Source organism: Cryobacterium sp. Hb1 (genome assembly GCF_004403585.1).
In the GTDB taxonomy this organism is placed as follows: Bacteria; Actinomycetota; Actinomycetes; order Actinomycetales; family Microbacteriaceae; genus Cryobacterium; species Cryobacterium lyxosi.
Genome location: NZ_SOHI01000037.1, coordinates 168,156 through 191,382, shown reverse-complemented (window position 1 = coordinate 191,382; position 23,227 = coordinate 168,156). Strand labels below are relative to the sequence as shown.

At 62.8% G+C, this 23,227-nt stretch carries 28 protein-coding genes and 2 pseudogenes; 16 read left to right on the top strand and 14 right to left on the bottom strand.

The genetic code is table 11. From position 1 onward, the window contains the following. Positions 1–27 precede the first annotated feature (27 nt). Positions 28–519, top strand: a complete 492-nt coding sequence (gene greA, locus E3T38_RS16050; protein WP_104126126.1) for a transcription elongation factor GreA — start codon at positions 28–30, stop codon at positions 517–519. Positions 520–696: 177 nt separating this feature from the next. Here the strand turns inward: greA and ilvA are convergent, their stop codons facing one another. Both ilvA and E3T38_RS16040 read right to left on the bottom strand, forming a co-directional pair. Then, entirely contained in the window at positions 697–1,932 is a 1,236-nt protein-coding gene (gene ilvA, locus E3T38_RS16045; protein ID WP_134549088.1) for a threonine ammonia-lyase, read from the bottom strand. Positions 1,933–1,935: 3 nt separating this feature from the next. Further along, the gene (locus tag E3T38_RS16040; protein ID WP_241984521.1) at positions 1,936–3,345 is read right to left on the bottom strand and encodes an AI-2E family transporter; all 1,410 of its coding nucleotides are present in this window, start codon (positions 3,343–3,345) and stop codon (positions 1,936–1,938) included. 267 nt (positions 3,346–3,612) lie between these two features. Between E3T38_RS16040 and E3T38_RS16035 the strand changes: the two genes are divergently transcribed. The 4 genes from E3T38_RS16035 (at position 3,613) to E3T38_RS16020 (ending at position 6,554) form a co-directional block, all read left to right on the top strand. After that, entirely contained in the window at positions 3,613–4,818 is a 1,206-nt protein-coding gene (locus tag E3T38_RS16035) for a winged helix-turn-helix domain-containing protein (protein ID WP_134549087.1), read from the top strand. A gap of 142 nt (positions 4,819–4,960) precedes the next feature. Beyond that, complete coding sequence (locus tag E3T38_RS16030) at positions 4,961–5,554, top strand: sulfite oxidase-like oxidoreductase (protein WP_134549086.1); 594 nt, start codon at positions 4,961–4,963, stop codon at positions 5,552–5,554. Then, the gene (locus E3T38_RS16025) at positions 5,551–6,297 is read left to right on the top strand and encodes a ferredoxin reductase (RefSeq protein ID WP_241984520.1); all 747 of its coding nucleotides are present in this window, start codon (positions 5,551–5,553) and stop codon (positions 6,295–6,297) included. The genes E3T38_RS16030 and E3T38_RS16025 overlap by 4 nt, the downstream gene beginning before the upstream one ends. Continuing rightward, positions 6,297–6,554 (top strand): DUF6510 family protein, encoded by a 258-nt coding sequence (locus E3T38_RS16020; RefSeq protein WP_104196730.1) that lies wholly within the window; start codon positions 6,297–6,299, stop codon positions 6,552–6,554. Before E3T38_RS16025 ends, E3T38_RS16020 begins: the two co-directional genes overlap by 1 nt. Positions 6,555–6,603: 49 nt before the next feature. On the opposite strand, the gene E3T38_RS16015 is transcribed toward E3T38_RS16020, so the two are convergent. The 7 genes from E3T38_RS16015 to E3T38_RS15985 all read right to left on the bottom strand — a co-directional run bounded on the left by E3T38_RS16015 (position 6,604) and on the right by E3T38_RS15985 (position 11,705). After that, on the bottom strand, positions 6,604–7,488 hold the full coding sequence (locus E3T38_RS16015) for a M48 family metalloprotease (RefSeq protein ID WP_134549085.1): 885 nt from the start codon (positions 7,486–7,488) through the stop codon (positions 6,604–6,606). Between the two features lie 11 nt (positions 7,489–7,499). After that, a complete protein-coding gene (locus E3T38_RS16010) occupies positions 7,500–8,066 on the bottom strand; it encodes a LemA family protein (protein ID WP_092108227.1) in 567 nt (188 codons plus the stop codon). Positions 8,067–8,250: 184 nt separating this feature from the next. Then, complete coding sequence (locus E3T38_RS16005; protein ID WP_134549084.1) at positions 8,251–8,835, bottom strand: heme-binding protein; 585 nt, start codon at positions 8,833–8,835, stop codon at positions 8,251–8,253. Positions 8,836–8,909: 74 nt separating this feature from the next. Beyond that, positions 8,910–9,341, bottom strand: a complete 432-nt coding sequence (locus E3T38_RS16000) for a VOC family protein (protein WP_198417372.1) — start codon at positions 9,339–9,341, stop codon at positions 8,910–8,912. Between the two features lie 4 nt (positions 9,342–9,345). Continuing rightward, on the bottom strand, positions 9,346–9,837 hold the full coding sequence (locus tag E3T38_RS15995) for a GNAT family N-acetyltransferase (RefSeq protein WP_198417371.1): 492 nt from the start codon (positions 9,835–9,837) through the stop codon (positions 9,346–9,348). A 171-nt stretch (positions 9,838–10,008) separates the two neighbouring features. Then, a complete protein-coding gene (locus E3T38_RS15990; RefSeq protein ID WP_134549083.1) occupies positions 10,009–10,251 on the bottom strand; it encodes a hypothetical protein in 243 nt (80 codons plus the stop codon). Positions 10,252–10,256: 5 nt separating this feature from the next. Continuing rightward, complete coding sequence (locus tag E3T38_RS15985; RefSeq protein WP_134549082.1) at positions 10,257–11,705, bottom strand: glycoside hydrolase family 1 protein; 1,449 nt, start codon at positions 11,703–11,705, stop codon at positions 10,257–10,259. A 175-nt stretch (positions 11,706–11,880) separates the two neighbouring features. On the opposite strand from E3T38_RS15985, the gene E3T38_RS15980 reads away from it, so the two are divergent. Genes E3T38_RS15980 through E3T38_RS15970 form a run of 3 tightly spaced genes read left to right on the top strand, consistent with a single transcriptional unit; the run spans position 11,881 to position 15,711 of the window. Then, positions 11,881–14,169: a hypothetical protein gene (locus E3T38_RS15980; RefSeq protein WP_134549081.1), complete on the top strand. Its 2,289-nt coding sequence runs from the start codon at positions 11,881–11,883 to the stop codon at positions 14,167–14,169. A gap of 26 nt (positions 14,170–14,195) precedes the next feature. Further along, complete coding sequence (locus E3T38_RS15975) at positions 14,196–15,122, top strand: Ppx/GppA phosphatase family protein (RefSeq protein ID WP_134549080.1); 927 nt, start codon at positions 14,196–14,198, stop codon at positions 15,120–15,122. 37 nt (positions 15,123–15,159) lie between these two features. Continuing rightward, complete coding sequence (locus tag E3T38_RS15970; protein ID WP_134549079.1) at positions 15,160–15,711, top strand: dihydrofolate reductase family protein; 552 nt, start codon at positions 15,160–15,162, stop codon at positions 15,709–15,711. A gap of 85 nt (positions 15,712–15,796) precedes the next feature. On the opposite strand, the gene E3T38_RS15965 is transcribed toward E3T38_RS15970, so the two are convergent. The 4 genes and pseudogenes from E3T38_RS15965 to E3T38_RS17235 all read right to left on the bottom strand — a co-directional run. Continuing rightward, positions 15,797–16,138 carry a DUF3140 domain-containing protein gene (locus tag E3T38_RS15965; protein ID WP_104196722.1) on the bottom strand — a complete coding sequence of 114 codons (342 nt, stop codon included), beginning with the start codon at positions 16,136–16,138 and terminating at the stop codon, positions 15,797–15,799. Positions 16,139–16,440: 302 nt separating this feature from the next. After that, on the bottom strand, positions 16,441–16,656 hold the full coding sequence (locus tag E3T38_RS15960; RefSeq protein WP_134549078.1) for a hypothetical protein: 216 nt from the start codon (positions 16,654–16,656) through the stop codon (positions 16,441–16,443). Between the two features lie 28 nt (positions 16,657–16,684). Then, positions 16,685–16,999, bottom strand: a complete 315-nt coding sequence (locus E3T38_RS17240; protein WP_241984525.1) for a hypothetical protein — start codon at positions 16,997–16,999, stop codon at positions 16,685–16,687. A gap of 9 nt (positions 17,000–17,008) precedes the next feature. Then, positions 17,009–17,179 (bottom strand): annotated as a pseudogene (locus E3T38_RS17235) (helix-turn-helix domain-containing protein); the annotation flags it as partial. Positions 17,180–17,328: 149 nt separating this feature from the next. Here E3T38_RS17235 and E3T38_RS17570 point away from each other — a divergent pair. Beyond that, positions 17,329–17,481, top strand: a pseudogene (locus tag E3T38_RS17570) (recombinase family protein); the annotation flags it as partial. 125 nt (positions 17,482–17,606) lie between these two features. Here the strand turns inward: E3T38_RS17570 and E3T38_RS15945 are convergent. Next, complete coding sequence (locus E3T38_RS15945) at positions 17,607–18,029, bottom strand: HIT family protein (protein WP_134549075.1); 423 nt, start codon at positions 18,027–18,029, stop codon at positions 17,607–17,609. A gap of 371 nt (positions 18,030–18,400) precedes the next feature. Here E3T38_RS15945 and E3T38_RS15940 point away from each other — a divergent pair, with 371 nt between their 5' ends. The 7 genes from E3T38_RS15940 (at position 18,401) to pip (ending at position 23,214) form a co-directional block, all read left to right on the top strand. Then, a complete protein-coding gene (locus E3T38_RS15940; RefSeq protein WP_134549074.1) occupies positions 18,401–18,946 on the top strand; it encodes a hypothetical protein in 546 nt (181 codons plus the stop codon). A 438-nt stretch (positions 18,947–19,384) separates the two neighbouring features. Continuing rightward, the gene (locus E3T38_RS15935) at positions 19,385–19,657 is read left to right on the top strand and encodes a hypothetical protein (RefSeq protein WP_134549073.1); all 273 of its coding nucleotides are present in this window, start codon (positions 19,385–19,387) and stop codon (positions 19,655–19,657) included. A gap of 139 nt (positions 19,658–19,796) precedes the next feature. Further along, entirely contained in the window at positions 19,797–20,330 is a 534-nt protein-coding gene (locus E3T38_RS15930) for a hypothetical protein (protein WP_134549072.1), read from the top strand. A gap of 3 nt (positions 20,331–20,333) precedes the next feature. Then, positions 20,334–21,140, top strand: coding sequence for a hypothetical protein (locus E3T38_RS15925; protein ID WP_134549071.1), 807 nt, complete (start codon positions 20,334–20,336; stop codon positions 21,138–21,140). A 120-nt stretch (positions 21,141–21,260) separates the two neighbouring features. Next, complete coding sequence (locus tag E3T38_RS15920) at positions 21,261–21,716, top strand: hypothetical protein (protein WP_134549070.1); 456 nt, start codon at positions 21,261–21,263, stop codon at positions 21,714–21,716. Next, positions 21,685–22,152, top strand: a complete 468-nt coding sequence (locus tag E3T38_RS15915) for a hypothetical protein (protein WP_134549069.1) — start codon at positions 21,685–21,687, stop codon at positions 22,150–22,152. Before E3T38_RS15920 ends, E3T38_RS15915 begins: the two co-directional genes overlap by 32 nt. Positions 22,153–22,254: 102 nt before the next feature. Further along, complete coding sequence (pip, locus tag E3T38_RS15910; RefSeq protein WP_134549068.1) at positions 22,255–23,214, top strand: prolyl aminopeptidase; 960 nt, start codon at positions 22,255–22,257, stop codon at positions 23,212–23,214. Positions 23,215–23,227: the final 13 nt, after the last annotated feature.

Sequence of the window (23,227 nt, the reverse complement as noted above, 5' to 3'; positions counted from 1 at the left end):
GCTCGAGCGTAATAAAGGAGATCACTCGTGAGTACCGAGACAACGGTCACTTGGCTAACTCAGGAGGCCCACGACCGCCTCGCAGCGGAACTGGCGACACTGAGCAATTTCGGCCGGGGCGACATCGCGAAGAAGATCGAGTCCGCCCGCGAAGAAGGCGACCTCAAGGAGAACGCCGGCTACCACGCGGCGAAAGAAGAGCAGGGCAAGATGGAGGCGCGCATCCGCACTCTCACCGTGCTGCTGCGCACCGCCGAAGTCGGCCATGCTCCCGAGAGTAACGGCGTCGTCGTTCCCGGCACGGTCATTACCGCAACAATCGCCGGTGATGAGAGTCGTTTTCTCATCGGCAGCCGCGAAATCGGCGCTAACAGCGACCTTGATGTGTTCAGCGAGCAAAGCCCGCTCGGTGCAGCCATCATCGGACTCAAGGTTGGCGCGAAGACGAGCTACACCACGCCGAACGGCAAGGAAATCACCGTGCACGTCACCAACGTAGAGACGTTCACCGGAGCCTGACCCCCCACCCTCACCATCACCCGCACCGTCACCCGTGCAACAGGCCCCCGCACCATAACTCCTGCAATTTGCCGCCGCGGCCAAAAAGTTACCCGGAATTTTGGGCATCCGCTTGGAAACCATCACTAATTGCAGGAGTTATGCCCCGATTGCTCACGGGCGCCCGAATGCGGGCGGCTAGTCAACCTGGGGGTCGTAGCCGGCGGCCCGCAGCGTGTCGACGACATGCTGACGGTGCTCCGGGCCCCGCGTCTCGACACTGACGTCGAGTTCGACCTCGCTGATGCGCAGGCCAGCCCCGTGCCGCGTGTGCAGCACCTCGATGACGTTGGCGGTAGCCTCGGCGAGCAGCTCGGAAATGCGGGCCAACTGGCCCGGGCGGTCCGGCAGCATGATGCGCAGCGTGAGGTACCGTCCTGACGCCGCGAGACCGTGGCTGATCACGCGCTGCATGAGCAGCGGGTCGATGTTGCCACCCGAGAGGATGGCCACTGTCGGCCCGGTCGGGGTGACTTTTCCGGCCAGAATCGCGGCAACCGCCACTGCTCCAGCGGGTTCGACGACGAGCTTGGCGCGTTCGAGCAGCACGAGCAGCGCCCGCGCGGTGTCGTCTTCGCTGACGGTGACGATCTCATCAACGGCGTCACGCACGATCTCGAAGTTGAGCAATCCTGGCATGGCAACGGCGATGCCGTCAGCGATGGTCGGCAGGATACTGATCATCGTGGGTTCCCCGGCCTGGAGGGAGGGTGGGTAGGCGGCCGCATTTTCAGCCTGCACTCCGATAACCCGGATGACACGCCCCTCGCGTGCGGCACGCTGCTTGAGCGCACTGGCTACGCCGGAGATGAGCCCACCGCCCCCGATGGGGACGATGACCGTTTCGAGATCAGGAACCTGATCGAGAATTTCCAGGCCCAGCGTGCCCTGCCCGGTGACGACATCCACGTGATCGAACGGCGGAATGAGGATCGCGCCCGTCTCGCGCGCATATTCGGCCGCGGCAAGGAGTGGTTCGGTGACGGTCGTACCGCGCAAAATCACTTCGGCCCCGTAGTCACGCGTGGCGGACAGCTTGGGCAGCGCGACCCCAACCGGCATGAAGATGGTGGCCTTGATGCCGAGCTCCCGGGCGGCGAAGGCCACGCCCTGGGCGTGGTTGCCGGCCGAGGCCGCGACGACGCCACGAGCTTTCTCCTCGTCGGTGAGCTTGGACAGTCGGTTATAGGCGCCCCGAATTTTGTACGAGCCGGTGCGTTGCAGGTTCTCACACTTGAGGTATACCGGCGCCCCCAGCACGTCGGCGAGGTACCGCGAGCTCTCCATCGGGGTCACATCGGCGACCTTCGCGACGACCGCGCGCGCGGCCTCGAATTCAGCGAGGGTGGGTGCAACAAGGGTGGTCTCTGGCATGTCTTAGTTCTCCGAACTGTCGTGCTGGGCGCCAGGTGCGCTAAAAGCTGAGGGCGTACTACGGGGGGATCCGCCACCGGTCGTCGGGATGCTCCGGGGACGCACCCGGGCCGTGCGGGCCGGCGCCGTACCGGAGCGATAGCCCGGTCGGCTTTGCGGTACCGTCTGCCACAGCACCGAACCTCTCGTCGGCACCGCCGCGGGTGGATTGGAGCGCCACGCACCGCCAGCGATGTAGCTGGTCATCGCGTTCAACACGGCGGCAACGGGCACGGCGAACAGAGCACCGGGGATTCCGGCGAGCAGGGCACCGGATGCGACGACCAGCACGACGGCCAGCGGATGCACCTTGACGGCTGTTCCCATGATGAGCGGCTGCAGAACGTGTCCTTCGACCTGCTGCACGAGCAGTACGACGCCGAGCATGGCGAGGGCGACGGCCCAGTTATTGAAGATGAGGGCGATGATGACGGCGACGGAACCGGTGGCAACGGCACCGACAATGGGGATGAACGAGCCGAGGAACACCAAGATTCCAATCGGTATCGCCATCGGCACGCCGAGCAGGGCGGCACCGACGCCAATGCCGACCGCGTCGATGGAGGCGACCAGAATCTGCACGCGGGCGAAGTTGCCGAGCGTAGTCCAACCGGCGATACCGGCGCCATCGACGGCAGCGCGGGCCCGCAGGGGAAAGAATCGCACAATCCAGCCCCAGATCGCCTTGCCATCGATGAGGATGAACAGCAAACTGAACAGCGCGAGCAAGAGCCCGGTGAGCAAGTGCCCCAGGGTTGTCCCCACCGAGAGGGCACCGCTGATGAACACGGCGCTGTCATTCTGGATCGCGATCCAGCCCTGCTGCAGATAGTTGGTGATCTCGGTATCCGACAATTGCAGAGGAGACGCCGCGAGCACCGATTTGAGACTGTCAAAACTCGCGGCAAGACGATCGCTCAAACCGACAGTACCCTCGGCTATCTGCGTGGATGCCAGCGTGACCAGCCCGGCGACAAGCACCAGCGTACCCAGCATCGCCACGGCGACGGCCACACCCTTCGGCCAGTGGTGCCGCACCAGAAAGGCCACGAAGGGAATCAGCAGGGCCGATACGAGCACGGCGACGAGCAGGGGAATGACTATGAGGCGCAGCTGAATGACGAGAAAGATCAAAATGGCGATGGCCGCGGCGACCACAATCAGCCGCCAAGACCAGGCTCCAGCCAAGCGGATGCCGGCCGGCAGGTTTTCATCAACGCCGTTGAGGGCAGGCGTCGCGGCCACCAGCTCGACCGGCGCAGCGCCGAAATCGGATCCGGACTGATCGGTGCTCTCGCGCGCTCGAACGGCTACACGCCGGCGGCGCAGCCGCAGCTGCGCACGCGCGCCTGGACTGCCCGTGGATTCGCTCACTCGCTCATTCTAAGACCGCCCGGCGTACCGCACAGATTACGCGCGGCTTCGGCTTCCGCACCACCTGACGGTCAACATTTACTACCCGGTATCGCCCCTGCGATTGCGCGTGTCTGCTTCGATGACGGGGAGGGTGACTCCGCCGGTTTCAGGCACAAGCTTCCAGACGAACAACACGCCAAAGAGTCGAGGAACGGCGAACGCGGCAGCGGTCAACCCACTATGGATAACGTCGTGCTCAGACCCCTGACCGCTAGAATTGAAGCAATGCCAGAGACTATCTCCCCCGCTCTGGCGCGCCGCATCGCATTGGCCGCGCAGGGGTTCGGCTCACGAACCGCCACGGCAATCGGAATCCGTCAGCTCACCGGTCTCGTCAACCGGATTGAACTGTTGCAGATCGACTCGGTCAATGTCTTCGAACGTAGCCACTATATGCCGGCATTCAGCCGGCTCGGCGCTTACGACAAGGCCCAGCTCGACCGGTTGACCACCGGCCGCGAGGCCCGCTTCACGGAGTACTGGGCGCACGAGGCATCGTTTCTGCCGGTCGAGATGTGGCCGCTGTTCCACTGGCGGATGCAGCACTTTCGCGACCACTCGGCCCAAAACACTAACGATTGGTCGAACGCCAACCGTCCGATGCTTGATTGGCTCCTGGCCGAGCTTGCCGCCAATGGGCCGATGCCCGCGAGTGCGATCGAGCACGATGCCAACAAACGCCGTGGGCCGTGGTGGGGCTGGTCCGACGTGAAGACCGGGCTGGAGACGCTGTTCCGCTGGGGTGACGTGGTCAGCGCCGGACGCATCCGCTTCGAACGGGTCTACGCCCTGCCCGAGCAGGTCTTCTCCCCCGAGCTGCTCGGGCAGGGCATTTCGAGTACGGATGCCCATCGCGAGTTGGTCAGCCGATCGGCCCGGGCCCACGGCATCGGCACGATGAAAGACTTCGCCGATTACTTTCGACTGAAGTCAGCACCGACCGTGGTCGCGATCCGCGATCTCGAAGAGGCCGGCGAGTTAATCCCGGTCGAGGTGGCTGGCTGGGGAACGAGGGGCACCTCGGGAGTGGCCTGGCTGCACCGCGACGCCCGACTGCCGCGCAGCATGCACGCGCAGGCGGTCTTGTCACCGTTCGACCCGGTGGTTTGGGAGCGCGCTCGTGCCCTGCGCCTGTTCAATTTTCATTACCGCATCGAGATCTACACTCCGGAGCCCAAGCGCGTGTTCGGCTACTACTCGCTGCCGATTCTGCTCGGCGACACGGTGGTCGGCCGGGTGGACCTCAAAAACGACCGGCAGGCCGGCGTGCTTCGAGTGCAATCAGCCTGGGCCGAACCGGCGTCGCCAGCGGATGCCGCCGCTAGGCTCGCACTCGTGCTGAGGGAGGCCGCCACGTGGCAGGGGCTCGACGAGATCATCGTGGTGCCGCGCGGCAACCTCGCGGCGGGACTCGCCGCGGAGCTGGGCTAGGTTCGCTTCCGTCCACGTGGTGCCTGGCCGGATTTGTTTTTCTGCCCCGGCTCCGTGCCGTCGACCAGCCCGGATCAGCCAGCGAGGTTGGCGACCGCTGGGCCCTCTCTGATATTCTGGTCAGCAATCGAAGGAGCATCCTGTGGCAGTCATTTCTCGTGGCTTCATCGGCCGCGGTGGCGAAGCGAACCCAGACCTTCCGTCCGGGCAGTACCTCACCGCAGATTTCCCGGTGCTGTCCGCCGGGCCTACCCCGCACATCGACACCGTCGACTGGCAGTTCAGCATCCGCACGGACTCGGAGACCCTGCACACGTGGAGCTGGGACGAGTTGCACGAGCTGCCCATCGAGGATATCCACACCGATATTCACTGTGTCACTCGCTGGTCGAAGCTCGGTACGAGCTGGCGGGGCGTCTCTCTCGATTCCCTGTTCGCGAACGTCACAACGAGCGACAAATTCGTGATGGCACATTCGTACGGCGGGTACACCACAAATGTTCCGCTCGCCGACCTGCTGGGTGGCCAGGCCTGGATTGCCCTTGAGTTCGACGGTGACAAGCTCGATCCGGAGCATGGTGGTCCGGCGAGACTGCTCATCCCCCACCTGTATTTCTGGAAAAGCGCCAAATGGATTCAGGGCCTGGAAATGCAGAGCCAGGATGAACCCGGATTCTGGGAGCAGAACGGCTACAACATGTACGGTGATCCCTGGCTCGAACAGCGCTATTGGTGACGGGCACGACTGAGGCCAGGGACGGCCGCATCGGCAACTGGAAGGTGGGCGTCGTGACCTCGATCCGGCGGGAGAGTGCGTCGGGCCGCAGCATCACGATCGACGTTCCGGGGTGGGGCGGCAACATCGCCGGTCAGCACACTGATGTGCGGCTGACCGCTTCCAATGGCTATACCGCGGTGCGATCGTATTCCGTGGCGTCGGCCGGTGTCGGTGACCGCATCGAGCTCGCGGTCGACCGCCTGCCCAGCGGTGAGGTGTCGCCGTATCTGGTCGACACGCTGCGCGAGGGCGACGAACTCGAGCTACGCGGCCCCCTGGGCGGCTGGTTCGTCTGGACGCCGCAGCAGGCCGAGAACGTGCAACTCATCGGCGGCGGATCGGGGATCGTTCCCCTGATGGCAATGATCCGCTCGCACGAGGCATCCGGCAGTACGACGCCGTTCCGGCTGCTCTATTCGGTGCGCACACCGCTAGACGCATTCTTCCGCGCTGAGCTCGAGTCACCTTCGGCCAACCTCGAGGTGACCTGGATCTTCACTCGCCACGCGCCGAGCGGATGTTCCCGGCCCGCCGGGCGTATCACCGCCGCCGACCTGGAGGCCCATGGCTTTCCGGCCGCTCTGGCACCGACGGTGTTCGTGTGCGGGCCAACCGGATTCGTCGAGACTGTCGCGACCGCGCTCGTCGCCCTCGGGCACGAACCGGACCGCGTCAAGACCGAACGGTTCGGAGGCGCTTAATGGGCGAGCACATCGACGGGAACGCCCTCGCGGGCCCCCTCTCGGACCTGTTCACGTTCGACCCGACCACCGCATCCGCTCGCTGTTCCGGATGCGGCGACGTGTCGGTTCTTGCGCGTGCGATGGTGTACGCCGAACCGGACACTCTCGTCGTTCGCTGTGCGCACTGTGACGATGTGCTCATGGCCATCGTGCAGGCACCCGATCGATTCTGCATTGAACTACGGGGTATGACCTGGCTGAAAATCCCCCGCTAACGTTCCGTGCGAGACCATACGTGGTCTCTCGGTGCAGCTGCGCACCGACTCAGAACTTGCTGCCCATGGCCGTGAGGCGCTCAATGCGATCGGCGATCGGCGGGTGCGTCGCGAACAGCTTGCCCATGGCACCCTTCTTCAGCGGGTCGGAGATCCAGAGGTGCGCCATCGAGCTGTTCTGCTTCTGCATCGGGCGACCATAATTGCCGAGTTTGGCCAGCGCCGACGCGAGCGCGTCGGGGTGGCGCGTCGTCAACGCGCTCGTCGCATCCGCCAGGTATTCGCGCTGGCGGGAGATGGCGAGTTGCACCACAGTCGCGATGAGCGGAGCTACGATCATGGCGACGAGGCCGAACACCATGACGACGGGGTTGCCGTTGCTGTTGTTGTTGCGGCCGAAGAACGCCATGCGCAGGAACATATCGGAGATGAACCCAATCGCTACGACGAGGCCGAACACGACCATCGACACTCGAATGTCGTAGTTGCGCACATGGCCGATCTCGTGGGCCATGACGCCCTCAAGCTCGGAATCGTCCATGATGTCGAGCAGTCCGGTGGTGGCGGCGACGATCGCGTGTTTCGGGTCGCGGCCCGTGGCGAACGCGTTCGGTGCCGGGTCGTTGATGATATAGACCTCGGGCATCGGGGTGCCGGTCGTGATCGACAGGTTCTCGACGATACGCCACAACCTGGGATGATCGGACTGGCTGTTGACCCTGATGCCGCCGCTCATGGAGATGGCCTGGCGACCCGCCGCGTAGTACTGAATGATGACGTACAGGGCGGTGATGACGACCGTGGCGATGAGAATGCCGTAGCCGCCACGGCCGTAGACAGCATTGGCCAGCCAGCCGAGCCCCGCGATGACCACGAAGAAGAGGATCATAATAAAAACAGTGTTGCGTTTGTTTTTAGCTATCGCGCTGTACATCTAGTGCTCCGTTAGAACTGCACGCGGGGCGGCTCCGCAATCGCTGCGGAATCGGCCACCTCAAAGAATTCGCGTTCGGTGAACCCGAGGTTGACGGCGAACAGGTGGTTAGGGAAGACCTTGATCTTGGTGTTCATTTCGCGCACGCCACCGTTGTAGAACCGGCGAGCAGCCTGGATCTTGTCCTCGGTGTCGACGATCGCACCCTGCAGTTGCAGGTAGTTCTGGCTGGCTTGCAGCTGCGGGTACGCCTCAGCAACGGCGAAGATGCTCTTCAGCGCGGTCTGCATGTGGTTCTCAGCAGCGGATGCGTCGGCCGGGCCTTGGGCAGATAGCGTTTCGGCCCGCGCTTTGGTCACGTTCTCAAACACGCTCTTCTCGTGCGCCGCGTAGCCCTTGACCGTTTCGATCAGGTTGGGCAGCAGGTCGGCACGACGCTTGAGCATCACCGTGATGTCGCTCCAGGCTTCGTCAACGCGCACGTTGAGCGTTACGAGGGAGTTGTAGGTCGACCAGAGGTAGATGCCCACAATGGCGACGAGTGCGACAACGATCAAAACCGGGATGAGCCATTCCATGGCAGCGTCTCCTTGCAAATTGGCACGATGTGTACGTTGGCACGGAGACATGAACTGGCCAAACGACCCCCCGTGCGTACCTGCCTATACTAACGGCGACCCCGGAGGCTCCCACCCGCCTCTCATGACACTCCTAGCAAGCTCAAGGCGCACAGGGATCCCGCGACAGCAGGGCGAATGCCGGTCAGCCGGGCTCTTCGACGTCGAGCAAAACCTCGTTGCGGCGCAGAAACCACGGCTTGAACGGCGGATCGAACCGTGCGAATCTCGGTGAGCCCAAGACGCTGAAACCGGCGGCGGCGAGCGCCCCGCGTAACTGGTCAAGATGCTGTTCATAACGAGTCTGACTCCAGCGTCCGCTGAAGCGGAGTGCACCGGCCAGGCTTGCGGGGACCGTGCGCAGGTGCACGGCGGGGTCCGTGGGTTCCGGCGCTGTTTGAGCCGTCAGATCTTTGGGGAGCACGAAGGCGACCCGGAATTGTTCACCGGCTGCTGCGCCAGAGGCATCTTCCACGCTCTCCTGAAGCACTGGCGCAGTCATCGCGATCTTTTCTTCGGCATCCGTTTGCACCACCGGCGCCGTCATGGCGACTTTCTGGAGCGAGCGGTTGGCCCCGGTGATGTACGCGAACAAATATCGGAAGGCACGATTTCCAGCGTCTTCGAATGGGCCATCGGTAACGACCTCGGCCACCAGATGCGCTGGGTATCGGCGCAACTCGAAATCATCGTAACTCTTCACGACTTGATAGGGCTGCTGCTCGGTCATGCACCGAAGCTACTGCAGGTGGCTGAGTTCCCGCTCCCCACTGTGATCGCCAACCGCAGGGCAGACTACCGGGATCACGGGCGTCGGCCCACCGAGGCCTGGAAACGGATGAGATATCCATCCGGGTCCTGCACGAGAAACTGAGCGACGCCAGACTCTCCAGCGCCCGTTCGGTACCATTTCGTCTCTGGCTCCATGAAGAGCGGCCAGCTGGCCTCGCGAAAGGCACGCACCAACGGATCAATCGATGCCACGGAGATCTGGAAGTTGATACCACGGCCGAAGGGACGCTCCAGCGCCCCCGGAAGCCAGTTTCGGCCCTCGCCCCGCTGCTCGATCATCACATGGGCCGTGCCTCGCGCGATGTAGGCAAACCCGTCAGCGGGGCGGTCGTACTGCACCTCGAAACCGCCGAGACCGCACCAGAAATCCAAACTCTTCTCCAGCGATGTGACGAGAAGCTCCGGCACGAGGCTAGGTTCCGGCATGCTGTGCGCGGTAGTCATAGATTCAACGCAATTCTTTTCGGAACCAGTGATTCGCGTACGGGTCGGTGTTGTGCGCTTCACCCTCGATGAAACCGACCGAGGCATAGAGGCTGCGCGCCTCGATGAGGTCAGTTCGCGTATCCAACCGCAGTGCCGTGAGCCCCAGCGCACGAGATTCACTTTCCAGATTCTGCATGAGGAGCCGGCCCACCCCCTGACCTCGGGCAGCTGGTTCGACAAAGACCCTGGTCACCTCGCCGATATCGCCAGGGCGAATGCGCATTCCGGCACAGCCGAGCACGGCGCGCCCCTGGCGGGCGAGCAGCAGAATTCCGGCAGGTGGGGCGAGGTCGTCGCTTGGGTACCCCGCCTGGGCGGCGAGAATTTCCTGCTGGAGTGCAGGTCGCCCGTGGTAACGACTCACGATGTCGTCATAGTAACGAAGTGACACCTTCTCGGCTTCAGCCGATGCCGGCGCCGCTGCAGACACAACGATCGGCAGCACTGGCATCATGCATTCCACACTACTGGTCGCGCCAACGAGGTATCCGGTAGGTGGGGAGAGCTCCGGCGCTGATGCGACCTCGTGCGCCCGACGTCTGCGCCGTACAGCTTGACTGAGATGGCCGCACAGGCGCCCACCGGTGCGGCTGCTGGGCGCTCGGCGTGGCCTGAAAATCAAAGATTATGGACTTGACAGGGCGGGTACCGCGGCTGAGAGTTCGGTCATGCTGAACAGTCCGCCCCCGCGGTCGACGCGACCGATCTGCATGTGCGACGAGGCAAGCATCCGCTGCTGCACGAGTCGTGCTGTGCTCGGCGCTCGGCGCTCGGCGCTCCGCGCAGCGACGACGACCGGATACTGGCCCTGACGTACCTTACGAGTCAGACGGGTCAGCTGACGGGGTCGCTGTCCGGCGGGCAGCACTTGAGCTACCGATTGGCCAGGGCATGCTGCAGCCAGCGGTAGCTCAGCTTGGGTGTGCGCGTGCGGCGGTCGTTAGCGAAGTCAATGTGCACGAGGCCGGTGGGCTGGGTGTAGCCGGCATCCCACTCGAACGCGTCGAGCAGGGACCAGAACGTGATGCCGGCAAGGTCGATGGGCGCGGCGGCGCCGAGGGCGGCCAGAAGGTGCTCGGCCAGGTAGTCGACGCGGGCGGTGTCGTTCACGTTGTGACGGGCATCCGCTTGGTCAGCGAAGGAGGCGCCGGCCAGCGAGAGGTAGACCGGCGGTAGATCGGGGTAGCGCTCGGCCAGTTCGGCGAGCGCTACGGCCACGTACTCCGGAGCGTTGACAGCGCCGGCCGAGGTGGTGGGGTGTTCTCGAAACGGCTCGAGGTGGAACGGCCACGACGTGGTGGGAATCAACTGGCCGTCGGGCGCTTTCAGCACCGTCGCACCAGCGGCGACGCGGGCCGGCCCCGTGTAGCTGACACCGTAGAAGTCGAGCGGCTGGTGGATCGTGCGCAGGTCGTCGGGGTCGGCCTCGAGCAGGGTTCGTAGTTCGAGCGCGAACGGTTCAAGCGGGTCGGGATAGTGGCCGAGCAGCACGGGGTCGGTGAACAGGCGGTTGGTCAGCAGATCGTAGAGCGCGGCGTACGAGCGGTCCTGGTCGCGGTCGGTTGCGGACTGTACCGGGGTGTGGGAGTTGACGAGACCGATTCGGCCGCGCACGTCAGCAGCGCGCAAGGCCTGCACGGCGAGTCCATGCCCGAGCAGTTGGTGGTGCGCGGTCGGCAACGCGTCGAAGAGCAGGGTGCGGCCGGGCGCGTGGGTGCCCAGCGCGTAGCCCTTCATGGTGACCGTGGCCGGCTCGGCAAGGGTCACCCAGGCGTCGATGCGGTCGCCGAACGACTCCGCCACCGCGTGGGCATAGTCGCCGAAGCGACCGGCGGTGTCGCGGTTCAGCCAGCCGCCGCGCAGGCCTGCTGGCAGGTCGAAGTGCGAGAGCGTGGCGGTCGAACGGATGCCGTCGGCCAGCAGCGCATCGAGCAGACGATCATAGAACGCGAGTCCATTTCGGTTGAGCGCGCCACGGCCCTCCGGCTGCAGCCGGGTCCAGCCAAAGGAGAACCCATAGCAATCGACGCCGAGGTCGCGCAGCCGATCGGTGTCAGCCGCGTAGTTCTTCACGTGGTCGGCCGAGACGGAGGCGTTCGAACCGTCGCGAATGCGCCCGGAAACCTGGCTGAAGGCGTCCCAGACGCTGTCACCGCGACCGCCATCACGGGCGGCACCCTCGATCTGAAAGGCTGAGGTCGCCACGGCCACCTCGAACCCGGTCGGCAGGCGATCACCGAGTTCGGCAGCGCGGTGTTCCCAATCGCGGGCAGCGACAGCGCGATTCGATGGTGCTGCCGGGGTACGAGGCGTGGGATTCATGGCGGCGAGACTCTTTTCGGCGGGTGATGCGGAGCATCCGCTTCGTATAAAGGTTGTCACGTTTAACGCCGGGTAGAGACGCCTCGAAGAGTTCCTCTGGTTTGTTACCTTATTCCGGGCGGGAGAGGTTGACTTTCTCACCGTCTGCCCCTCAAATTGGGGCAGGGGGTGAGTTGTGTCCGAATCGGCTCGTATCGCAGTGCGGGGCAAAACGGTGCGCCCGCGACAGTTCCGCTGCGTCGTGGCCATCGTCGCCCTCCTGCTCTCCTTCGCCCTGGCCCTGGCGACACCCGCACCCTCGACGGCACAGGCCGACGAGACCCCGGCTCCAGCCACCGGGCAGCAACCGACGCCCGACGCGCCCCCCCCGGCCACCGAAAAACCCCTCCCAAAGGCGGCGACCAACTCCGCGCCGAGCCCCCGGATCGAGAGCCCGGGCAACGGGCAATTCATCAGCAGCAACCGCACCACTGTTTCGGGGTCGAAAGCTGCCGACCAGGAGATTCAGTTGCTGTCACCACGCGGCGGCGACCCCCTGTGCATCGTCGACGACTCATCGACCTCATGGAGCTGCGGCAACGTCTACCTGCCGAACGGCCCCAACATCACCCTGCGCGTAGTGGTGACCGGTGTTCCCAGCCTGAGTGACGACATTGCCGTCGCCGTACTCGGCGTCCCAACGGTGCTCGGCGGCCTGACCGGGTTGGAATCCAACGGCTGGGTGCGCGGAACCGGTCACCCGCAGGCCACCGTGACGGCATCCCTGCCAAACGATGCCACCTGCGCCAGTCAGGTCGACGGTTCCGGTGCCTGGGCTTGCCTGTTCTCCGGCACGCTCACGAACGGCAGCCAGGAAGTCACCGCCAGCCAGACTTCAACGTTCAGCAGCCCGTCAACGTCGAACGCGAGCGCGCCGGTGACAATCGTGTTCGATATCACCGCACCGGATGCCCCGATCGTCACGGCTCCCAGCGCCGGCACGCAGGTTCCTGTCGCCGGTACCCAATACACCGGAACCGGAGAAACCGGTGCCACCGTCACGGTGTTCGCCGGCGCCTACTCGGTGTGTTCTGCACCCGTGACCGGCGGAACGTGGACCTGCTCGGCCGGCGGCGTGGCCGCCGGGTCTTACTCGGTTATCGCCGTGCAGAAAGATGACGCCGGCAACGTCGGTCCGGGCAGCGCTCCCCTGTCGGTTAGCTACGTCGCCGAGGCGACAGCGGCCCCGACGCCGTCTGAGTCCGCCCCGGCAACGCCACCGGTCACGCCGACACCGAGCGCGGCGGCCTCGCCGCCACCGGACGGTTCCGTTGCCGTGCCCGGAGCTCCTCCACAGTCTCCACCGTCTTCGCAGCCTTCGCAGCCTTCGCAGCCTTCGCCCAGCGCGGCGCCGGGTACCAACGCGCCCGACCCGGAAGCTGCAGAGCCGAAGCGCAATGGGGAGGCGGCATCCGTTTTCCCCGGCCAGTGGAATGACCCGACCCGGTTTGCTGCGGCCATCGGTCCGACCGGCAGCGACTCTCCGTTTCTCTGGTTGCAGGCCGGACTGCTCGCCGTCGGCGCGCTGCTTTTGATCGCGGTGCCGCTGCGAATGCTCGCGGGTACCATTTCCCGCACCCGCGGCGGCCAACCGCTTCGGGCGCTGCCGTCATTTGCGGGACGAAACCGAGTGCGTGAAGAATTCGAGGTCGCACCGACGATGAACCCCAACCGGTGGCTGCGCGGTGGCGCGGCTTTGTTGGCCGCCGCGACCTTTGTCATGCTGTCAGGTCCCGTCGTCGACCAGCCGGCCTACCTGCGCCTACTCGTCGCCGTGGTCATCGGGCTGGTCCTGGTCAACGCGGTGGCCATTTTGGTTCCGCTGTGGTGGAGTTCGCGCGTGTTGCGCCAGAACGGAACAGCCACTTTTTTGCCGCGCTACCTGCTGATCATCGCGGCCGCCGCGATCGCCTCCCGAATGTTCGACGTGCATCCCGCCCTATTGTTCGGGCTACTGGGCAGCATCACCCTCTCGGCCACAACGGATGCCTCGGGCCAGGTCGGCGCGCAGCCCACGGGCGCGCAGCGCGGCCAGCTCGCCGCGGTCCGGGTGGGTGCGCTCGCCGCCTTCGCCGTTCTCGCCTGGTTCCTCGGGTCGCTGCTGCCCGGCGCCACTGATTTCACCACGTCGCTCGCCGCGGAGAGCATCAACACGATCGTGCTCGCTGCCATCGGCTCAGCAGTGCTGATTCTGGTGCCGATCGGCCACACCAGCGGGCGCCGTATCCTGGCCTGGTCGCCTCCGCTGTGGGTAGGGCTGACCGTCATCACCTATGGCATGCTGTTCGCGGCGCTCGCCCCCGTGATTGAGCAGCTCGAGAACGACGGCAGCGGGATGACACTCTGGATCGCTGCCGCCACCTTCGCGGCGCTGTGCGCGAGCGCGTGGGTCTGGCAGCGCTTCGTCTCCCCGACACAGCGTTAGCTCGCTGCAAGCGGTATCGTACACATGTGCGCCTTGGAGTCCTCGATGTCGGTTCGAACACCGTCCACCTGCTGGTTGTCGACGCGCACGAGGGGGCCCCGCCCGTGCCGATGGCCGCCGATAAGAGCGTGCTGCGCCTCATGCGCTACATCACGCCCGAGGGTGCCATCAACGATGAGGGTGTCGCTGCGGTTCTAAAATCTGTGCAGCATGCAGCGGATGTTGCCCAGCAACACAACATCGACGAACTGCTGCCGTTCGCCACTTCGGCGCTGCGTGAGGCGACCAACGGTCCAGAGCTGCTCGACCGGGTCGAACAAGAAACCGGTGTGTCCCTGCAGGTGTTGTCGGGTGAAGACGAGGCCCGGTTGACTTTTTTGGCCGTGCGACGCTGGTACGGCTGGTCGGCCGGCAATATTCTTCTGTTCGACATCGGTGGCGGGTCGCTGGAGATCGCCGCCGGCGGAGCTGAGTTTCCCGAGGTCGCCCTGTCCCTGCCGCTGGGTGCCGGGCGCAGCACCGTCGGATTTCTGCACCACGATCCTCCACTGCCGGACGAGGTGACTGCGTTGCGCAAGCACGCAGCATCCGTTTTACACGATGTCGTCAAAGCGTTCGCGCATCTGCCGGCACCGCACCACGTTGTCGGGTCGTCAAAAGCGATTCGGTCGCTGGCCCGCTTGGCCGGGACGACCTCGGACGGTGTCGGAGCCGCTGACCGGCTGCGCCTCGGCCGTACCGAACTCGATGACTGGGTGCCGCGTCTCGCCCGCATTCCCGCCGAAGCCCGCCCGGCGCTGCCCGGCATCACCGCCGATCGCACCTTTCAGATCGTGGCCGGCGGCATTGTGCTCAGCGCAGCGATGGCCGCGTTCGGGGCTGCCGAACTCGAGGTGTCGCCGTGGGCACTGCGCGAGGGCGTTATTCTGCGCTACCTCGACCGTCTGCGCTGATCGGTACTAGCATTCGACCGACCATGGGAGAACTCTGATGCGAAAACTGACCGCCGGCCTGTTCATGTCTCTCGATGGCGTGGTCGAGTCGCCGAACCTCTGGCAGTTCGACAGCTTTGACGAGGAGCTGGGTGTCGAGATGACCGCCATGATGAACCGCGTCGACACGGTTCTGCTCGGGCGAGTCGGCTATGAGGAGTGGGCCGGCTACTGGCCCGGTACCGAAAACGATGACCCGTTCGGAGCATTCATCAATCCGGTGCAAAAATTCGTCGCCTCGCGCACACTGACCGGCGACCTGGCCTGGCAGAATTCGACGCTGGTCACCGGCGACCTGAACGAATTCGTGACCGACCTGAAGCGCACAGAGGGCGGCGAGATCTCCCTGATCGGCGGTATCTCTTTGGTGCGGCAGCTCTTGTTTGCCGGGCTGCTCGACTCGCTCTCCCTTATGACACACCCGGTAGTCGCAGGAGGGGGACGTCATTTGTTCGAGCCGACCGACCCGGTGACTCGACTGACGCTTCAGTCATCTGTGATGACGAGCAAGGGCAACGCCCTGCTCACCTACGGCCCGCGCAGGGACTGATTTGGTGCCGCCCAGATCTACCTGATGGGCCGATGACCGACAACCCCACGCCCATCGACCGCTGCTTCCTCCGGGGCCCTCAGACCTATTTCAGCGGATCGTTTCCCCAGTTCATGAGCGAGTAGCGCCATCGTGAGTGCTCGACATCGGACTCTGGTCCCTGGGCCCCATGCCGCTTCACGTAGCCGACCACCTTATGCATGTGTTCGATATCAGACGCGGTCAGATCGGCTTTCTTCTTTCCAAGAATCGTCACGATCCTGCGGCCAGACCTATGCCCGATGGACTCTCCACTGCCATCGTCTTTCTGGCCGACCTCCCGCGATTCGTCGGTGTCGAGCCACGAGGTGATCTCACTGGCGGTCATCGTGACCGCCTTTTTCCAGTCGTCCCAGACGGCATCGACATCGTTCGCTTTATCTGCCATGGGTCAATCATTGCGGTGATGGTGCATGGCAACAAGGGGTGCTTCAGGCTTCGGTTTGATCTTTTTGACGAAGGGTCCAGTTTCACGAGGAGTCGAGTCAATCCGTCATCCGCACGAATGTTCAGCACGTTTGGAGATCATCGCAGCCGTCCAATCGAGAGATGCAGAACGGGCAGCGGCTCTTGTTCTATCCCACAGCTGAGGAACCCGCGTCCGGCTGCTGAACCACTTGTCCGAGGAGCGTCGCCGACTCCGCGCACGGGGATATTCGATCATCGAATCCTCCGAAAGCTCGTCGCCACTCAGAGCACCAGCGAGTGGGAGAACGGGTAGGAGTCGAATCGGATAGAACGTTGCAGTGGGTCGTTCCGCCCCACCGTGACGCGTTCGCGGCCCATGAGGACGAGGACGGGCCAGACCAGGTCTGGCCAGGCGACGCCGACAGCGAGCGGGATCACCGGCGAGGCCGGCACGAGCGTAACCAACACTGCAGCAGCTGCGTAGTGACCGATATACATGAGATTCCGTCGCGGGCGCGAAAACTGGTCAGTAGTCTGCAGCGGCCCGCGAGGGAAGCGAAAGGGGATATTTCGCATCCAACCGTGGGCCGATGACGATTCGGAAGAGAAAGCCGAAGAGCAACCGGACTCCAGCCCAGTAGGCGGGAATGATGAACCATCCCAGCCACGAAAACGTACCGGTGAGCTGCAGAACGATCGTCGCGAAGGTGACCAGGACGCCCATGCCTTGGAACAGATAAGTGAACGCGTTCGTGATGGAGTCACGGCGGGCTTGCTGCGCGCTCTTGCGAGCATCTAGTTGTTCCACCGCCTCACCGAAGTCGATACTCTCAACGCTCACAAAGAGGTCCCTGACAGGTACCTCTAGCGCATTCGCAATCAAAGCGACCGTATCCACACTGGCATCGTTACCCGCTTCCAATCGTTGGATCGTTCGCCCCGCGACCCCGCTCTCCGCCGCCAGCCGCTCCTGAGTCCATCCGCGGGCCCGACGAAGTTCACCAATGTGTGTCTTGTTCATGCACTCAACCTAGAAGACAACCCGGCCGCCACGCCACGACAGCACCACGACACCACCACGACAATCCGACGACAACGTCAGACATGGTGGAACACGATCAAGTTTTGAGCGAGGAACCGCCCAACAAAATGCCCCAGAACGACTGGCGTCAGATCGGCACTGATCATCGTCTGACCGGAACGAACCGGGCCCGGCCGGGGCTTCGCGAAGTGCTGGCCGCCCGCCGTGCTGGGGACACCCTCGTCAATGCCGAACTCGACAGATTCGCACGCGGTCTACAATCCAGCGCGGACTTGGCGGAGCTTTTCAACGCTTTGCAGTCGACCGTTTATCGCCCCACAAGTCAGACGGGAAAGGACGCCCACTTTGCGCAATACGGGGGTGTGGCTCGTGGTCGCGTCCAGATTCCGCAGGGGAATCGCACCCGCTACGTCAGCTTGCCAGCGATAACAGCAAGCTCATTCGGGTCACTATCCCGTTTCGTCCAAGAGGGGACTAATTCGTCGCCTTCGGAACGAGGTACGAGGTGAAAATGAGCATGAAACACTGTCTGCCACCCAGCCGATCGGTTGGACTGGAAAACGGTCAGCCCATCGGGTTGTAGGCGATCTTCCAGTCGCCGAGCCACGCGTTGCAAGCCCACTCCGAGACCCGCAGCTATCTCCGGGTTCAGATCCCACAGATACGCCACGTGCTGTTTCGGAACGACAAGGGTATGGCCGGGCGCAGCCGGCGTGATGTTGAGGAATGCAATCCAGTCGTCATCCTCGTCAATGACGTGATGCGGAAGCGATCCCGTCACAATCCGGCAGAACGGACAATCGACACTTGATGCTTCGATTTCGGTCATCTGCGCCACGATACCGCAGGCTGACGACCCCTCTCGCTCCAGTCCCGCAAGTGAACCCTAACTGGGAAGGGGAACCGTAGCAGTCAGTGGTTTGCAGTGACAGTGAGGCGATGATTGTGAACGGTGATTATGGCCAGTGTGACGAGAACAACACCGACGACAACGATCACGCTCCATATTCCGAGGGTATTTGTCAGTGCTGCCCCGCCGAAGACAAGGAGTCCTGCACCAATGCTCCGCATCGCGATGGATCCGGCCGGAATGACCGGAGGATTCCGGTTGAAGGGGATTCTCGTGTCGGGGTTGGCCCGAACTGGGCACTCGCCTGCCCTAAGCTCGGCCTGCGGCTACTACGAGGGGCGGAATGGCTGGTGATCTTGGGTATTATCATCGCCTGCGAGATCGGATTCTGGGCCGTCATCGTACTGGGCCTGATCGCGCGCTCCGGCCTCAAAGCCAAACGCCTCGGCCTCGTACTGATCGCTCTGGCCCCGGTCATCGACCTGGTGCTGTTGACCACGACCGCGGTGCACCTGCGCTCAGGCGCTGACGCGGAATGGGCGCACGGCCTGGCCGCGGTCTACATCGGTTTCTCGATCGCCTACGGCCCAAGACTCGTCCGCTGGGCCGACATCCGCTTCTCTCACCGGTTTGCCGGCGGCCCCGCACCAACACGTCTCTCCGGAACCGACTACACCGTGGCCTGCTGGAAGGACGTCGCGCGCACCCTGCTCGCAGCGGCAATCTCTGCTCTCGTCCTGTTCGGCCTGATCTGGTTGGTAGGCAACGCCGCGCAGACGGCCGCCTTGGAGCAGTGGTACCGAATCCTGATGGCGATCTGTGGCATTGAAGTGATCTGGGCTGTGTCGTACACGATATGGCCCCGCCCCCTCAAGCAGAACGTCGCAGCCGCATAGTAACGACGCACCGGGGTGGGCCAACGTTGTGCTCTATCTAATTCGTATCGGGATGTTGGCGTCGCAGGCGAATCGCGACTCTCAGCGATCGAAGCTTGCCGCAGTGCCGGCGGCTTCGTGACATTGAACACCGAGTTCTACTGCCGCCGAGTAGAACCCGTGTCCACTAACCGGGGCAAGGCCAGGCATGCCAGAGGTTCCCGGCCGTCAGGAGGCAATCACACTAAGGAGGGATGGCGGGTTGATGCTCCGCTACCCCAGAACACATCGCTGCAGGGCCTTCCCATAACGAGCTGATATGTCTAGAATGCCCATCGTTTTCATAGTTGACGAAAGATGATTTTCAGATAAACATTAGGTAGTTGAACCGATACGCCTCGTCTTTCTGTGGACCGGCCCGCTTGATTATGAGCGGCCGCAAGTCATCCTGGATTCATAGTGAGCGTCGACACGATTTCTCCGAGCCCGAAAGACGGAACGCACATGGCTATCAGCCTCACCGATCTCGAACTCTCGACCCTCGACAGCCTCATCACCCCTGTCGACCCCAATGACGACTGGATCGTCACGGACGGCGGTTCGGCTATCCGTTGCGACATAGAGCGTATGAGCGAAGAGCTTGCAGAAGTTCCTGTAGAGCACCGATCGGCACAGACGTTGGAGGCCCTTCGGGCCTACCAAGCGGATGCAAGTGCCGCCCGATTAAAATGACCCGAACTCTGCTTCGTATTCTCAAATCATCAAGAGCTGCCTGCTACCAGCATCGGTAAACGATCCCGCCACGAGTTCGTTCGTCAAGTCGCTTCCGCTACAAACTGTTCGCCGACCGATTCGATCTGAGGAAGGTCACATGATGATTGATATTGCAAGCTCCGTATTCGGCGTTATTGGAATCGTTGTTTTCTCTGTCTGGTTTTTACTGACGATCGCATTTCAGAAAAATAATCTGCTCAGCCGGCTAACTACACGGTTTGACCGGTTCACACTCATACCAAAATGGTCATTTTTTACGCCAGATCCCGGCGCGAGTAACTATCACTTTGTTTATCGCAGTCGCGACGATGAAACGAGCGTCAGTCCATGGTTGGAGTTGAATTTATCCCCGAGAGGAATTCTCTTTCCCCTTTGGAACCCGCGAAAACGCTACCGAGAGGGCATGATCGAATTGTTTCAGCTGCTGGCGCTTTCCAGTATCAACTGCCCTGCAGAGCGGCTTCAGTTCACCGCGCCATACGTAATCTTGCTTGACGTTGCGCGCAAGCGACTCGGAGGTTCATTGTCGTCGCAGGCGTTCTACCAGTTTGCTTTGGTTGAAACACGCGGTCCGAGCGGAGCTTCTGTGCCACGCGTTCGTTTTTATTCGCTGACTCACCCGGTGTCATAAGCCATGTTGACAATCGAAAGCGCCGCACGAATTACCGCCATCATCGTGGGCATAGGAATTCTTCAAGGTTCTTTACAATTGCTTTTCAGTTTAAAAGAATTCGGCTCGAGCGGGCTGTTTGACTGGAATAGCAGACAGATCCTCGCTAGGTCACACGGTGCGTCGCGTGGATGGATGGTCGGGCACAGCGGCTCAGTGTGGCTACGTATTGTTGTGATTGCTCGAATCGTCTGTTCCATAGCGCTAATCACTCCGTTTCAAAGCAACCTGCTCTACGCCAGTTACGCAACGATAATTTTGCTATCAAGTCTTTTCCTGGCCTATCAAATTCGCTATGGCAAAGATGGCTCCAATCAAATATCGGTCATCATCCTTGCGGGCTTGGCATTCACCTTCCTGCTCCCGACGTCGAGTCCTTTTCAAGCCGTGGGTTTGTATTTCATCGCGGCGCAGGCTTTGTTGGCATATTTCGCTGCGGGAATATCGAAGGTATCCAACGCACAGTGGCGTCAAGGGTCAGCGCTGCAAAGCATTCTCAACACCGCTACTTATGGACACTCCACGGCCGCAGCCGTACTTCGTAGACGCCCTTGGCTTGGAGGCTTCGTCGGATGGTCAGTTATCGTCGTGGAGATCATTTTTCCCGTAGCCCTTGTGGCTCCCCCTGGCGTCCTGGTAGCGCTGCTTTTTGCCGGGGCCATGCTCCATCTCGGAACAGCCGTGCTGATTGGCCTCGACACTTTCTTTTGGGCCTTCACCGCGACATTTCCGGCGATCATCTTCGTGCACGGAGTTCTCCTCGGCAGATAGAACAGCAGTGAAGGGTTAGGACATTTCCCACTTTCGTGACCTCACTTCGGAAAACATCGGGGCGGCGAAATGGCAGACTGTTCTCAAAATCCTGCGACTTCGACTCGATATGGTTGGAAGATGGAGCTTGTACCATTTCCAACCAGGGTCATTCTGATGGCGGAGTATGGCCAGTTGCTGCCGCTTTGGGACAAGTCCCCCTCACCTGACATGTGGTTCGGGCCTTTTGAATGCGGGGTGCTCGGACTCTCGAAAAAGCTTGAAACACGACTCGTCCGCTGGAACGAGCGCTTCGAAACACTTATGGGGTCCAATCTCGAGTGGCCGTCACCAAAAAAGCACCTTGCGTTCGTCGTTGACGGTCACCTGCTCGCCGCAGACGCTCAGCGAGAGTTCGGTCCGCGAGTCGTCGTTCTCTATTTGGACTCAGACGAGGAGCGCTCTCAGGTGCCGCAGATTGAGCGTCCAAAGAACGAGGCCTGGATCGCGGGCGGGGCGGACGGCCATGTCTTCTCGCCGCCACACCCCCCCAAGGAAAACCATTGTGGAACAGATGTGGGAGATGTCAGATGTTGAGTTCGAGGCGCTGACCCACAACGATGACATTCGGCGGTTTCTGTGGGTAGCGGGGCAAAAACCGTCGCGCATTCTGCTCCAACCGCGGGAACAGGGCTTGCCACTTGTGGACCGCTCGGCTGTGATTGACATGATTAGCGATCGGCTCGAACCGGCAACTCTGGGACTTACCAAGCTACTGATCAGCACGCTGCACGAATGGAACAATCGCTGGCTGTCTGCGCGGAGAAGAGAATCGACAGCCATAAACGATGACACGTTCTGTGAGTACCTCGTCGAAGGTCACGAACTTGCGGCCAGGGTCCAGCAGGAAGTGGGACCTGAAGTGGCGGTTCTTTTCCCGGAAGCCGACGCGAAGCGGTCGATGCCGTCTGACGAGATACAGCAGTTTGTGGGTCGGTTCAAAGCTCGTGGCGACAAGCATGCCTCCTCGTAGACCGTGATTTACTTGACCGCAAAGAGCCACCAACACCCGATTGTGCCTGAACCTCACCGCGCTGACAGTTGCCTTTCGCGATGACCGCTAAAGGAGCATGACATGTCCCGGTTTCCACCGATCGAGCCGTATACCATGGGGCGAATGGACGTCGGCGATGGGCACCGGGTCTATTGGGAGACCAGCGGCAACCCTGCTGGCACGCCCGTGCTCATGCTTCACGGTGGCCCCGGTTCTGGAACCACGCCAGGTGGTCGCCGAAACTGGGATCCATCCCTCTACCTGATCGTGCAGATAGACCAGCGCAACTGCGGAAAAAGCACCCCGCTCGCGAGCGATCCCGCCGTGAGCCTCGAATTCAATACCACCGAGCACTTACTCGCCGACATCGAGCAGTTGCGCACCCTGCTGGGAATCACCCGCTGGGTGCTCTGGGGCGGATCCTGGGGCTGCACCCTGGCCCTCGCCTACACCGAGCGCTACCCTCAGCGCGTGCGCGCCTTGGTGCTGGTCTCCGTCACTATGACCCGGCGCAGCGACGTGCACTGGCTGTACCACGAGACCGGCCGCTACCTGCCCGAGCAATGGCAGCGCTTTCGCGAGGGAGTCCCCGTCGCCGAGCGTGACGGCGACCTCGTCGCCGCCTACAACCGCCTGCTCAACCATAGCGACGACGCCACCGCACAACAGCGCGCAGCGCAGAACTGGTGCGACTGGGAGGACGCCGCCGTCTCACTCGAACCCGGCTCGGCGCCCAGTCCCCGCTTCACCGACCCGCAGTTCCGGCTACAGTTCGCCCGCATCGTCTCGCACTATTTCTCGCACGGTGCCTGGCTTGAAGAGGGCCAACTGCTGCGTAATGCCGCCCGCCTTGTCGGAATCCCCGGCGTGCTGCTCCACGGCCAGCTCGACCTCGGCGGCCCCGTCGATGTGCCCTGGCTGCTGACGCAGGCCTGGCCCGATGCGACCCTGCACGTGATTGGTGCAAGTGGACACCAAGGCAATGATGAAATGACTGAGCGGATGCTCGCGGCCGGCCGCCGATTCGCCGACGCGCTCTAATCGGCGACGTGCC